Genomic DNA, 13,592 nt, shown 5'->3' on the forward strand with positions numbered 1-13,592 from the left:
TCTTTTTTTATAGGAGGTGAAGATATGACTGTACAAGTAAGTGATGTGAAAAAAGCATTATGTATTGATATAGATGATGATGACGAAATTATTCAAACGTACATTGATAATGCTACTGAATATATAAAAACAGCGGTATCAGAAACAGCAGATTTAACCAAGTATAAACAATTTGATTATGCTGTTACTTTATTAACCCAATTCTGGTACTTAAATCGTGATATAGATATGAAAAAGCAACCGTTTCAAGTTGTATCATTAATTCAACAATTAAAATCTAAAGTAATATCTATAAATTAAATTTATTTCTATTTACTTATTGATAAATATTTGTTATAATGTATTTATGGTTAGATATTATAAGTTTGTTGCATTTTAAATAGTACCATTATAACTCTTCGAAAGCTCTATCATTTTGATAGAGCTTTTTTTATTTTATAAAGAAGGTGGTTAATTTGAGAAGTGATGTAAAAATGATTAAATCAATTCTAAATAAGTACATAAAATTAAAAAAAGATTTGCAAGAATTCACAGTATTATCAAGCCCACTAATTGGTTCAATGGGTAGCAAAAGTAAAAAGAATAATGTTGAGAGTAAAATTTTACAACATGCAGATTATGAATTAACCATCTCAAAAATTGAAAAGGCGATACAAAGCGTCTCTGATGATCGTTTAAAATTCATTTTGAATAACTACATAATTAATAAACAGTACAGTGTTTCAGAGATGTGTGAAAAATTATCAACATCAAAAAGTAATTTCAATTATTTAAAGAATAAAGCATTAAAAGAGTTTTATACATTATACGCTGGGTGATTTCCATGAATGACAAAGAAAAAGAAATAATAAAACAGGTAAAACGATTTTTTTATAAGGATTATCCTAAATATAAACAGTTATCAGTTTTTGCGGATTTGAGTTCAGTAAATTTTGATGGTGTAAAAAGTTCTAGTAATATTAATCACCAAGAGCAAAGAATGGTAAAGGCGATTGAGGCTAAAAACATTGTAGAAATGGTTAATACAATTATTGATAATATTTGTGATAGTCGGTATAAAACGATTTTAAAGAAATGTTATTTACAGAATGTGCCTAAATGGCAAGTTGAAAATGAATTGATGTATAGTCATAGTACATTTTATAAATTACAAAATGAGGCACTTTTGCTGTTTGCAGAGTTGTTTAATAAAATTATTGAAGTAACCATATAAGATTGAAGTAACCATATAAAAATGATAAACTTCTTTATAAAGAAAGGTGATTACGATGATTTATTCAAGTGAAAGGCAGTTAGCCATATCTGGTTGGCTTAAAGAAAATGATCAGAGTAGTTTTAATATATCATTAAAATTGCAAAAGTTTTTATTTTTTTATGAAAGCATGTCAAAAGTTGATGGTGACGATTATGATTTCCGTAAATTGAGAGGTTATAAGAATGGTCCTGTATTTAGTAACGTATGGGGAGATTACACTAAAGAAAGACCAAGTTTCGATCAAAAGTGTGATGAAGTTTATACAAGTAAAAAAGATATAGTTTGCGTTAATAGGGCAAAAACTGTAGATTTTTTTATACAAACATGTACTGAACATGAGTTATCAGAAATTTCGCATACTATGAATATTTGGAAAAATAAAAAAGAGCGCATTAATAGCAATGAATATCAAGTTGATTTAGATGAAAATGATTTTTCTTCTGAAGATACTATATTAATTAAAAACATAGAACAATTATACCCGCCTGAAATGATAGATAAAAATAAAGTAATTAGATGTGGAGATAAAATATTTATTCTATCTAACGAAGATTATACTAAGATTAATCCTGAACAAATGGATACTTTAATGGAGTTGTCTAATGATAGTACGTTAGAAAACCCTGTATATGTTGATATAGATGAAGGGGTTCTTTTAATTGATTAGACAAAAAGATGTTATAACCATTCGGATGCCTTATCCAAATATACACAGCAGGTTAGCTAAAAAAGCTCATATGTACATATGTAAAAAACATGACATTGAGTCGGAGTACGAGTTAATAAAGTGTCAATCTTATAAAACTAAAGATTTGCCTTATTTAAATCACAGAATAATTGAAGATGCCGATATTAGAAGAAATCCATTTAATCATAGGTCATTGATAGATTGCGACAAGTTATTTTTATGTCAGAATATTAATATATCAGATGTTTTTTTAACTTCTAAAAGAAGAGATGTTTGCTCTGATTTATATGATGATATTATTAATGAGTTAAATGAAGATGGATTTGATACAATTTCATTACCGGCAGAAGACATGAAATGTATAAATGATGTATTGTAAAATAAAATTTCACATTTTTAAACTTTCTTTTACAAAAAAAGAAAGTTTTTTTATACAAAAAAACTGCTAGCAATCAAGCTAACAGTTACGCCCTTGACCTAGATTTTTTGGCTAAGTTTTGGCTAGGTTTTATGTTAAATTTAATGAAATAGCATGAAACGTAATTAAAAACTAAATTCTTAATAAACGTTGATATTACGCGGTTTATTAAACAATATGAAAAGAAATAAAATGTTAAGCTAAGCTTCCCATGGGGTCCCAAGGCTTTAAAATTGTAGGTTTTTCATTTAAGATTTTTTGTAGTTCTTTTGGAAGGTACTTTTTGTTTACAACAATTTGATAACAAAATTCTTCCATCCAACTGTCACTCATTACGAAAAAGCCTTTTTCACCAACTTTTTCGCCCCAAGAATTTTCGACTTTCCATTTTGTAGGTTGGTCATTAACTAAATCTACACCAGTAAGAACCATTGCGTGTGTCATTAAACTTTCACAATAATCTAAACGTTCAGCTTTTGACATTGAAAAGTCAATATCAAAAAGTTCATCTTGATGGTACAATTCTGGATCCATAATACCTTCCTTGCGATCTGATTCTTGTCCAACATCTGATCCAAACCAGACACTTTGACCATTCTTTAATTGTTCGATTGCAACTTTTCGAAAAGTATTCATATCAACATTCAAATGTCTTACTTCTCGACCACCTAGAACGTTTCCAAGCATTTCAACGGTATACATGTGATTGAATGGCTTGTCTTTAGTAGGAGCGTTGATAATTGAAACATAATCATCTAAATTCCAACCAACATATTTGTTGAAAAATTCTTGTGGTGTAATATTTTGAATACTATGATATTGATTATCCTTATCATAGTATTCAAAATTAAATTCATTGACTGGTTCTCCAAATGAATATGCAAGCATACGATATACTTCTGTTAACATTTCTTGTTTGACTCTTCTAACTTCAGTCATATCAGTATTAGCATGAATTAACTCTCTAAGCTTAACTGCATCTTTACGTAACTTTAAATTTAATTGTTTATTTATCTCAGTTGAATTTGAAGAGTTAAATGTTTCTGGCATAACAGATTTAGGAACTACACCATATTTTTGGATTAGAGCAACGATCATATCCCATTGACCACCATCTTGTTGAGGGGTTTGCAATAACCAACTTACTTTACGATCAGATGTTTCTAAATCTGCAGTTGCAATGATATTTTCGTAAAAATAATTTGATTTTTCTAACTTATCCCAGAAAAATGTATAGTTTTGCGATAATTCAAAATCATCGCGCATATTTAATTTTTCACGCATAGAATGACGCATAGTATTTAAAGCGGCAAACATCCAGCAACGGCCAGATCTTTTTTGATCTGCTACTTTTCCAGTTTCTAAATTAATAGAAAAAACCGGATCCATATTAACTTCTGAACGATAATCTTTGCATACATTTAAAATACCATTTTTAGTTACGGCGCGTTCAGAAATTTCATGTCCTTTAAGATCATCTAAGTTTGATTGAAAATTTTTTAATTGTTCTAAACTAATTTCCTTTTTCATAATAAAGCACCTTCAATTAACGTTTTACAGGAATAATTTCTGGCCCGTTTTCACGACCAACGATGACAGTATTTACCATATCTAGGAAGAGACCTTGTTCTACAACTCCTACTTGATTAATTAGATATTCTGCAAGTGAATGTGGCTCATCAATTTCATGTAAATATAAATCGATGACATAATTATTTGAATCAGTACGTACTAATTCATTTGTTTGTGCATCTCTTCTAAATTTGGGATTTAATCCCTTTTTTTCAAAACGCTCAAAAACTTTTTGACTTCCATATGGAATTACTTCAACCGGCAATGGAAATGAACCTAATTTAGGTGAAAGTTTAGTTTCATCTACAATCCACATTACCTTATCAGAATTTGTAGCAACAATTTTTTCAAAGAGCAATGCAGCGCCGCCACCTTTAATTCCTTGGAAGTCAGAACTAATTTCATCAGCACCATCAATTGTTAAATCAATATGATCCACTTCATCAACAGATTTTAATGGAATCCCTAACTTACGTGCCTGTTCAGCAGTTCTATCTGAAGTAGTCACACCGACAATATCTAATCCTTCCTCTTTAACACGTTTACCTAAAGCATCTACCATATAACGAACGGTTGTACCTGTTCCTAAACCTAAAATCATGTGATCTTCAACGAATTCAACTGATTTTTCACCAACTAATTTTTTTAATTGATTTTGATCCATTATATTTCCTCCTTTAGTGTATAAAAATCATAGGAGAGTAATCTCTTATATTTTGCTGTACATCTAATTAAATTTTATCATACTGAAAGAAATAAAGTTATTAAAAAAAAACCTTTAATGTTATGATATATTAAATGGCAAAAAGAAAGAGGATAATAAAATATGAATCGTGGATTTGAAATTGTATCGAAATATAAAAATGAAAATTTAATTCTCCCTAAGAGACAAACAAAAAATGCGGCAGGATATGATTTTTGTGCTTCACAAGACTTTGTTCTTCCAAGTATTTGGAAACTTAACTTTGTGAAAATTTTTAAAGCACTGCGTAACCAGAAAGAATTAACTAATCAAGACTATGAAGATGCAACTCAAGTACTAAAACCTTATTTAGTTCCAACTGGAATTAAAGCATATATGAAAGATAATGAATTTTTAATGCTTGCAAATCGCTCAAGTGCACCATTAAAACGTGGTTTGATTTTACCAAATGGTGTTGGAATTGTGGATGCAGATTATTATAATAATCCATCAAATGAAGGCGAAATTTTCTTTCAATTAGTTAATTTTGGTGTTAAAGATTATACAATTAAAAAAGGAGAAAGAATTGGTCAGGGAATTTTCCTTCCATTTCTAACTGCAGATAATGAGGATGCACCTATTACTGAAAGAGTAGGCGGTTTTGGTTCATCAGGAAAGTAAGGATTTAAAATGGCAAAAACAAAAACACAGTATGTCTGTCAGGAATGTGGTTATGTTTCACCAAGATATTTAGGAAGATGTCCTAATTGTGGTGCATGGAATACATTAGTGGAAGAAATTAAAGAACAGGCAAGTACATTGAAACAAAAGGCACGGGTATCTTTTTCAGGTAATGAGATTAAACCTAAACTTATTGGTGAGGTTTCAACTAATGAAACACCAAGAGTAAAAACAAATTATGAAGAGTTTAATCGTGTTTTAGGAGGAGGAATTGTTCCAGGATCGTTAGTATTAATTGGAGGAGATCCTGGGATTGGAAAATCGACTTTGCTATTACAAGTATCTGGCCAATTAGCGCAAAAACAGACGGTTCTTTATATTTCTGGAGAAGAAAGTGCAATGCAAATTAAGTTGCGTGCTAATCGTCTAGGTGTAGGAAATAATAATTTTTATTTATATCCTGAAACTAATATGGATCGTATTAGACAAAATATTGAAGAATTAAAACCAGACTACGTCATTATTGATTCAGTACAAACAATGCAGGAACCAGAAATGACATCAGCAGTAGGTAGTGTTGCTCAAATTCGTGAAGTTACTTCTGATTTGATGAAAATTGCTAAAACTAATGGAATTACTGTTTTTGTTGTTGGACATGTAACCAAGGGTGGCGCAATTGCTGGACCAAAAATTTTAGAACATATGGTAGATACTGTTTTATATTTTGAAGGCGATCAGCATCGTGCATATAGAATTTTACGAGCAGTAAAAAATCGTTTCGGTTCAACAAATGAAATTGGTATCTTCGAGATGAAACAGGGCGGATTAGCAGAGGTCGATAATCCATCTGAGGTTTTCTTAGAAGAACGGTTAAAGGGTGCGACAGGATCCTCTGTTGTTGTATCATTGGAAGGTACACGTCCGATTTTAGTTGAAATACAAGCTTTAGTAACACCTACAGCATTCGGTAATGCTAAACGTACTACAACTGGTTTAGATCATAACCGTGTAGCATTAATAATGGCTGTTTTAGAAAAAAGGGCTGGATTATTATTACAAAACCAAGATGCATATTTAAAAGCAGCTGGTGGAGTAAAGTTAGATGAACCAGCAATTGATTTATCCATTGCTATAAGCATTGTTTCAAGTTATCGTGATGCAGAAACTGCACCAACAGATTGTTTTATAGGTGAATTAGGACTTACTGGCGAAGTACGTCGAGTTAATCGAATTGAGCAAAGAGTTGCAGAAGCAGCTAAACTTGGATTCAAACGTGTATTTATTCCTAAGAATAATCTTGATGTGTGGAAGATTCCACAAAACATTCAAGTAATTGGAGTACAAACATTATCAGAAACTTTAAAATATGTTTTTAATTAGAAAAGAAGTGATAGAATGCGGAAAAAATTAATTCATATTGTGCTGATTGTACTTGGAATAGGAGCGGGTTATTCTTTCTTACCTATTTTTTGGTCATTAATACATTTTTCTAATCCTTGGATAACAAACCCACTAACGAATATGATTATTGGAATGGTTATTTTTACAATTATTTCATTTTTAATTGCAGATATACTTGATCAGTTTATTCAAAAAATTGAAAAGTTATTACTTAGACAAAAAACTGAAAATTTATTATCTGAGGTAGTTGCAATTATCTTGGCTTTAATACTGGGATTTTTAGTGACTACACCTTTAACGAGAGCACATTCAATTTTTGTAAATACCTTTTTACCAATTGTATTATTACTGATTTTTGGTTATTTAGGATTTGTAGTAGGAAGATCACGTACTCGTGAATTTAGAGGATTATTTAAGCGTAAAAAAGAAAACTCCAAGGGAACAATTTTAGAAAGAAAAGCTGGCCAAAATTTCTATCATTATAAATTATTAGATACAAATATTTTAATTGATGGTCGAATTTATGATTTGGCAAAAACTGGTTTTTTGGAAGGAACCTTAGTTGTGCCTAATTTTGTTTTGTACGAATTACAATATATTGCTGATTCCGGAGATAGTATTAAACGAGTACGTGGAAGACGAGGCTTAGATATATTAAATAAATTACGTGAAGAAAAAATAGTGCCTATTGAAATGTATGATGGGGATTTTGATGATATTCAAGAGGTAGATAGTAAATTAATTAAATTAGCTAAATTAATAGATGCTGAAATTGTAACGAATGATTACAATTTAAATAAAGTAAGTGAGTTTCAAAATGTCCGTGTTTTAAATATTAATCAGCTTGCAAAATCACTTAAGCCACGTGTAATTCCTGGTGAAAAATTGCGTGTTACTATCATAAAAAATGGAACAGAACGACAACAAGGGGTAGCATATCTTGATGATGGGACTATGATTGTTGTTGAGGATGGAAAATACTTTATGAATAAGACAGTTGATGTGGAAGTTACTAGCGCTCTTCAAACGGACGCTGGAAGAATGATTTTTGCAAAATTAGCTCATTCTAGTCGAGAGATTAAAGAAAAAAATTAATATTTGTTAATAGAAACATTTATTTTTTAATAGAATCAGTGTAAAATTAATTAATAGTATATAAAGATTTGAATTTATAATCTAAAAGGAAGAGGCGTTAAAATGGCTAAACAAAAAGTCAGAGTGCGTTATGCACCAAGTCCAACAGGGCACTTGCATATTGGTAATGCCCGGACTGCATTATTTAATTACTTATTTGCTCGTCATAATAAGGGTAAATTTATTTTAAGAATTGAAGATACAGATACTAAACGGAATGTTGCTGATGGTGAAAAGAGTCAAATGGATAATTTGGCTTGGCTAGGAATTGACTGGGATGAAGGCCCAGATAAACCAGGTAAATATGGCCCATATCGTCAATCTGAACGTAAAGAAATATATACTCCTTTAATTAAGGAATTATTAGAAAAAGGATTAGCATATGAATCATATATGACAGAAGAAGAACTTGAAAAGCAACGTGAAGACCAAAAAGCACGCGGTGAAGCTCCTCGTTACGTATATGAATATGAAGGTATGACAGAAGAACAGATTAAAGAAAAGCAGGAAGAAGCTCGTGCTAATGGTATTAAACCTGTTATTCGTATTCGAGTACCACACAATAAAACATACGAATGGGATGACATTGTAAAGGGACATATCAGTTTTAATTCTGACACTATTGGTGGAGACTTTGTTATTCAAAAACGTGATGGAATGCCAACATATAATTTTGCTGTGGTAGTAGATGATCATATGATGGAAATTTCACATGTATTACGTGGAGATGACCATGTTGCAAATACTCCAAAGCAACTTGTAGTTTATGAAGCATTTGGATGGCAACCACCAGAATTTGGACATATGTCATTAATTATTAATTCAGAAACTGGTAAGAAATTAAGTAAACGTGATGAAACAATTTTACAATTTATTGAACAATATCGTTCATTAGGATACTTACCTGATGCAATGTTTAACTTTATTACATTATTAGGTTGGTCCCCAGTTGGAGAATCAGAAATCTTTAATAAACGAGAATTTATTAAGATGTTTGATCCTAACAGATTAAGTAAATCCCCAGCTGCTTTTGATGAAAAGAAACTAGAATGGATCAACAATCAATATATCAAAAATGCAGATGATGATATGATTACTGATTCAGCATTGAAACAATTAATTAATGCTGAAAAAGTTCAACAAAATCCAGATGCAAAAACAATTGAATGGGCAAGACAATTAATTCGTTTATACAAACAACAAATGTCATACACACATCAAATTGTTGAAATGGCAGATGTATTCTTTAGTGAACCAGAAAAATTATCTGATGCAGCTAAAGAAGAATTAGCTAATGAAACAGCTCCTGTTGTATTAAATGAATTTGCTAATCGAGTAGCAGAATTACCTATTTTTGATGCTACTGAAATTCAAGCAACAATTAAAGCTATTCAAAAAGATACAAAAATTAAGGGCCGCGCTTTATATATGCCAATTAGAATTGCTACAACACGTGCAATGCATGGACCAGATTTAGCACCATCAATTGAATTGTTAGGTCGCGAAAAAGCATTAGAACATTTAAAACAAACATTGAAAGAAATTGGTAAGTAATTTTTACAATCATAATTTTAATGTGAACTAAATAAAATGAGGAAGAGGCTGCTACTTAATAGTTACAGCCTCTTTGTGTAATAGGAGAGCAATATGCAAATTTATAATACATTAACTAATCGCAAAGAGGATTTTAAACCAATTCATAAAGGTAAAGTAATGATGTATGTATGTGGTCCTACTGTATATAATTACATTCATATAGGAAATGCAAGAAGTGCAGTTGCTTTTGATACTGTTAGACGTTATTTAGAATATCGTGGGTATGAAGTGACTTACGTTTCTAACTTTACTGATGTTGATGATAAGATTATTAAAGCAAGCAATGAAACAAATGTTGAAGTTCATGAATTAACTGATAACTTTATTAACGCTTTTTATGAAGATACAGATGCATTAAATATAAAAAGAGCGACATATAATCCTAAAGTTACGGAAAATATGGAAGATATTATTAATTTTGTTACTGATTTAATTAATAAAGGCTATGCATATGTTGTAGATGGAAATGTTTTTTACAAAACACGAAAATTTAAAAATTATGGCGAATTATCTGGACAATCGATCAATGATTTAGAACAAGGTGCTAGTGAAAGAATTACAAGTGAAGAACAGGCAAAAAAAGCTGATCCTCTTGATTTTGTATTATGGAAAAAAGCTAAACCAAATGAAATTTCTTGGGATTCACCTTGGGGAAAGGGTCGACCAGGATGGCATATTGAATGTTCTGTGATGGCTACTAAATATTTAGCGGATACAATTGATATTCATGCGGGGGGAATTGATCTTGAATTCCCACACCATGAAAACGAAATTGCTCAAAGTGAGACTAAAACGGATCAAAAATTTGCAAATTATTGGATGCATAATGGCTTTGTAACTATTGGAAAAGAAAACGAAAAGATGAGTAAGTCATTAGGGAATTTTATTACCGTTCATGACTTATTAAAAAAAGTTGACCCACAAGTAATTCGTTTCTTTATGTCAACAACACATTATCGACGTCCAATCCAATATACAGAAGAAAATTTAGCAGATGCAAAAACTAATTTAGAAAAATTAATTACTGCTTATCGTAATTTGGATTATCGTTTAAATGATGCAGGAAAAGTAGAATCATCAGAAGAAAAAAAGGCATTTGAAAAATTAATTAACCAATATGTTGAAGCAATGGATGATGATTTTAATGTTCAAAATGCGATGAGTTCGTTATATGAAATGGCTAAATTAATGAATATATATGCGCAAAAAGATCAAATTGATCATGAAGTTGGTCAATTCATGGTTAATGAATTTGAAAAATTAATTGGTGTTATAGGAATTAAAATACCTAAAAAAGAATTATTAGATTCTGAAATTGAAGCAATGATAGAAAAGCGCAATCAAGCGCGTGCTGATAAAAATTATGAATTGAGTGATGAGATTCGTGATTCTCTAAAACAACAAGGTATTATTTTAGAGGATACTGCTCAAGGTACTAGATGGAGAAGAGACTAATGATTGCAGATTATAATCAAATGAACGGAATTGCTTTAGCATATATTGGTGATGCAATTTATGAAGTATATGTACGACAACATTTATTACAAAAGGGTTTTACTAAACCAACCAAATTACATCATTTAGCAACTAGATACGTTTCAGCTAAAGCACAGGCATTTTTAGTAAATGAGATGGAAAAAGCTGATTTTTTAAGTCAAGATGAATTAGAATATTTCCGACGTGGTAGAAATGCTAAAAGTCATACATCTGCTAAAAATACTTCAGTAATGACTTATCGAATTTCTACTGGATTTGAAGCATTGTTTGGCTATTTATATCTTAGTGAGCAAAATGAACGGTTAACAGAATTAGCTAATTGGTGTATTGCAAAGATTGAGGAGGGAAATTTGCATGGAAAAGCAATTAAATAATGAAACGATAATTGGAAGACATCCTGCAATTGCGGCTTTAAAGTCTAATCAAACGATTAATAAAGTTTTTGTCCAAGCCAATTCTAATTCTGATGCAATTGCTGAGATTGTAACAAAAGCTAGAAAAAGGGGGATAATTGTTTCCCAAGTTCCTAAAAGTAAATTGGATCAAATGTGTGATAATCAAAATCATCAAGGAGTTGTTTTAAAAGTTGCTGCATTTGAATATGCAACATTAGATGACTTATTTTTGAGAGCAAAATCTAAGAATGAGGATCCGCTATTTTTAATTTTAGATGGGATAGAAGATCCGCATAATTTAGGATCTATCTTAAGAACTGCGGATGCAGTTGGAATTCATGGAATTATTATTCCTAAAAGAAGGGCAGTACAGCTAACAGCAACAGTAGCTAAAACTTCAACAGGGGCAATTGAATACGTACCAGTGGTTCGTGTAACTAATTTGGTACAGACTGTAAAACAATTAAAAGAAAAAGGCTTATGGGTTTTTGGTACTGATATGAAAGGTACAGATTTTCGTAAATGGAATGCTAAAGGGCCTACAGCAATGGTTATTGGTAATGAAGGTAAGGGAATTTCACCATTACTAAAGAAAGAATGTGATGAAATGCTTACTATTCCAATGGTAGGTCATGTACAAAGTTTAAACGCAAGTGTTGCTGCTAGTCTATTAATGTATCAAGCCTTTACCTCTCGAGGAGTATAAACGACTATGAAAAAACGAATTTTAATCGTTGATGCATACAATATGATTGGTAATTGGCCAGAACTAAAACGATTAAAAAAGGCAAATAGACTTGAGGATGCACGAAATCAACTATTAAGAGTACTTTCAAACTATTACAAGCAAATACAAATGGAAATTATCGTTGTTTTTGATGCGATGTACGTTTCAGGACAATCACAAAAATATGAATAGTATAATTTGAAAATTGTTTGGACAGATGAAGGTCAAACGGCAGATAGTTATATAGAATCACTTGCAGGAGAATTGCTTAATCCATTAACTATAGTAACAGTTGCAACAAGTGATCAAGCAGAACAATGGACCATTTTTTCACAAGGTGCTTTACGTAAACCTGCATGGGAACTTTATCAAGATATTAAAAATGCTAGAATACAAGTTACTCAAGCAACTAAAAAGTATCAATTACAAGGGACTATAAAAAGGAGATCTCCTTGGGACAATACACAGTTGAGTAAACTTGCGGAATTGCGAGATAATTTGTCACAGGAATCTTGACATTTATATTAGATTAATTGTATATTTACCTTTAGGTTTTAGAAGGAGAAAAGATATGTCTGCAAAACGAAAAATTGCATTAGCATGTTCTGAATGTGGTTCTCGAAATTATACAATCACAGAGAATCCTAATCGAACAGAAAGACTTGAAGTAAAAAAATTCTGTAAATATTGTAATAAGCATACTATTCATCGAGAAACAAAGTAAAAGGGAGTGGAGATAGTGAGATTTATTAAAGAAGTAATTCAAACAATGAAAGACACAACTTGGGAAACAGCAAAAGAAACGCGTAAGGATACCTCAACAGTTGTTGTAATGTCACTAGCATTAGTAGCTTTCTTTGCGATTGTAGACGCATGTATTCAAGGTTTAATCGCCTTAATCTAGTCAAAAAATGAAAATTCTGTTATACTACAGATAACTGAAAAGCTTCGCAGTGCGGAGTTTTTTTATTTTACATCAATGAAGGGATTTTTTATGTCAGAAACAATGGAAAAGAAATGGTATGTATTACATACATACTCTGGATATGAAAATAAAGTTAAAGAAAATCTTTTATCACGAGCTCAATCAATGGGAATGGAAGATTATATTTTTCGTGTAGTTGTACCTGAAGAAGAAAAGCATGAAACAACTAAAACAGGAAAAGAAAAAATTGAAAAATTAAAAACTTTTCCTGGATATGTTTTAGTTGAAATGGTTATGACAGATCAATCATGGTATGTTGTTCGTAATACCCCTGGAGTTACTGGATTTGTCGGTTCTCACGGTTCAGGAAGTAAACCAGCTCCTTTATTAGACTCAGAAATTAATAATATTTTACGTCAATTAGGAATTAGTACACATGAAAATAATTTTAAAGTTAATGTTGGTGATTCAGTTTCAATTATTGACGGACCATTTAAAGGTCAAGTAGTTAAAGTTACTGATGTTGATGGCGAGCATCAAAAAATTAAGGGAAACATCTTGATGATGGGCCACGAAACAAATGTTGAAGTGGACTTTGATCAAGTAGATAGTTTAGTTTAA

General features: G+C 31.0%; 17 protein-coding genes and 1 pseudogene. 16 read left to right on the forward strand and 2 right to left on the reverse strand.

The genetic code is table 11. The annotated features are described in order from the left end of the window. Window positions 1–24 precede the first annotated feature (24 nt). The 5 genes from QPK35_RS00675 to QPK35_RS00695 all read left to right on the forward strand — a co-directional run bounded on the left by QPK35_RS00675 (window position 25) and on the right by QPK35_RS00695 (window position 2,322). On the forward strand, window positions 25–300 hold the full coding sequence (locus tag QPK35_RS00675; RefSeq protein WP_290033555.1) for a head-tail connector protein: 276 nt from the start codon (window positions 25–27) through the stop codon (window positions 298–300). A 155-nt stretch (window positions 301–455) separates the two neighbouring features. Continuing rightward, on the forward strand, window positions 456–818 hold the full coding sequence (locus QPK35_RS00680) for a hypothetical protein (RefSeq protein WP_290033556.1): 363 nt from the start codon (window positions 456–458) through the stop codon (window positions 816–818). Between the two features lie 5 nt (window positions 819–823). Then, complete coding sequence (locus QPK35_RS00685; RefSeq protein WP_290033557.1) at window positions 824–1,213, forward strand: ArpU family phage packaging/lysis transcriptional regulator; 390 nt, start codon at window positions 824–826, stop codon at window positions 1,211–1,213. 55 nt (window positions 1,214–1,268) lie between these two features. Then, complete coding sequence (locus QPK35_RS00690; RefSeq protein ID WP_290033558.1) at window positions 1,269–1,922, forward strand: hypothetical protein; 654 nt, start codon at window positions 1,269–1,271, stop codon at window positions 1,920–1,922. Further along, window positions 1,915–2,322: a hypothetical protein gene (locus QPK35_RS00695; protein ID WP_290033559.1), complete on the forward strand. Its 408-nt coding sequence runs from the start codon at window positions 1,915–1,917 to the stop codon at window positions 2,320–2,322. The genes QPK35_RS00690 and QPK35_RS00695 overlap by 8 nt, the downstream gene beginning before the upstream one ends. A 234-nt stretch (window positions 2,323–2,556) precedes the next feature. On the opposite strand, the gene QPK35_RS00700 is transcribed toward QPK35_RS00695, so the two are convergent. Further along, complete coding sequence (locus QPK35_RS00700; RefSeq protein WP_290033560.1) at window positions 2,557–3,891, reverse strand: C1 family peptidase; 1,335 nt, start codon at window positions 3,889–3,891, stop codon at window positions 2,557–2,559. A 16-nt stretch (window positions 3,892–3,907) separates the two neighbouring features. After that, a complete protein-coding gene (gene rpiA, locus QPK35_RS00705) occupies window positions 3,908–4,597 on the reverse strand; it encodes a ribose-5-phosphate isomerase RpiA (RefSeq protein ID WP_290033561.1) in 690 nt (229 codons plus the stop codon). A 162-nt stretch (window positions 4,598–4,759) separates the two neighbouring features. On the opposite strand from rpiA, the gene QPK35_RS00710 reads away from it, so the two are divergent. The 11 genes and pseudogenes from QPK35_RS00710 to nusG all read left to right on the forward strand — a co-directional run bounded on the left by QPK35_RS00710 (window position 4,760) and on the right by nusG (window position 13,592). Continuing rightward, a complete protein-coding gene (locus QPK35_RS00710) occupies window positions 4,760–5,296 on the forward strand; it encodes a dCTP deaminase/dUTPase family protein (protein ID WP_290033562.1) in 537 nt (178 codons plus the stop codon). 9 nt (window positions 5,297–5,305) lie between these two features. Continuing rightward, window positions 5,306–6,676, forward strand: coding sequence for a DNA repair protein RadA (gene radA, locus QPK35_RS00715; protein WP_290033563.1), 1,371 nt, complete (start codon window positions 5,306–5,308; stop codon window positions 6,674–6,676). A gap of 15 nt (window positions 6,677–6,691) precedes the next feature. Then, window positions 6,692–7,792 (forward strand): PIN/TRAM domain-containing protein, encoded by a 1,101-nt coding sequence (locus tag QPK35_RS00720; RefSeq protein WP_290033564.1) that lies wholly within the window; start codon window positions 6,692–6,694, stop codon window positions 7,790–7,792. 102 nt (window positions 7,793–7,894) lie between these two features. Beyond that, window positions 7,895–9,385 (forward strand): glutamate--tRNA ligase, encoded by a 1,491-nt coding sequence (gltX, locus tag QPK35_RS00725; protein ID WP_290033565.1) that lies wholly within the window; start codon window positions 7,895–7,897, stop codon window positions 9,383–9,385. Window positions 9,386–9,478: 93 nt separating this feature from the next. Continuing rightward, on the forward strand, window positions 9,479–10,882 hold the full coding sequence (gene cysS, locus QPK35_RS00730) for a cysteine--tRNA ligase (RefSeq protein WP_290033566.1): 1,404 nt from the start codon (window positions 9,479–9,481) through the stop codon (window positions 10,880–10,882). After that, window positions 10,882–11,298, forward strand: coding sequence for a Mini-ribonuclease 3 (locus QPK35_RS00735; protein ID WP_290033567.1), 417 nt, complete (start codon window positions 10,882–10,884; stop codon window positions 11,296–11,298). The genes cysS and QPK35_RS00735 overlap by 1 nt, the downstream gene beginning before the upstream one ends. Further along, on the forward strand, window positions 11,279–12,025 hold the full coding sequence (gene rlmB / locus QPK35_RS00740) for a 23S rRNA (guanosine(2251)-2'-O)-methyltransferase RlmB (RefSeq protein WP_290033568.1): 747 nt from the start codon (window positions 11,279–11,281) through the stop codon (window positions 12,023–12,025). The genes QPK35_RS00735 and rlmB overlap by 20 nt, the downstream gene beginning before the upstream one ends. Window positions 12,026–12,031: 6 nt before the next feature. After that, window positions 12,032–12,562, forward strand: a pseudogene (locus tag QPK35_RS00745) (NYN domain-containing protein). 55 nt (window positions 12,563–12,617) lie between these two features. Continuing rightward, entirely contained in the window at window positions 12,618–12,770 is a 153-nt protein-coding gene (gene rpmG / locus QPK35_RS00750; protein ID WP_290033569.1) for a 50S ribosomal protein L33, read from the forward strand. A 15-nt stretch (window positions 12,771–12,785) separates the two neighbouring features. Next, window positions 12,786–12,950: a preprotein translocase subunit SecE gene (gene secE / locus QPK35_RS00755; protein ID WP_290033570.1), complete on the forward strand. Its 165-nt coding sequence runs from the start codon at window positions 12,786–12,788 to the stop codon at window positions 12,948–12,950. 90 nt (window positions 12,951–13,040) lie between these two features. Further along, window positions 13,041–13,592, forward strand: coding sequence for a transcription termination/antitermination protein NusG (gene nusG / locus QPK35_RS00760; protein ID WP_290033571.1), 552 nt, complete (start codon window positions 13,041–13,043; stop codon window positions 13,590–13,592).

It is taken from the genome of Ligilactobacillus cholophilus, from assembly GCF_030389495.1.
Classification (GTDB): Bacteria; Bacillota; Bacilli; order Lactobacillales; family Lactobacillaceae; genus Ligilactobacillus; species Ligilactobacillus cholophilus.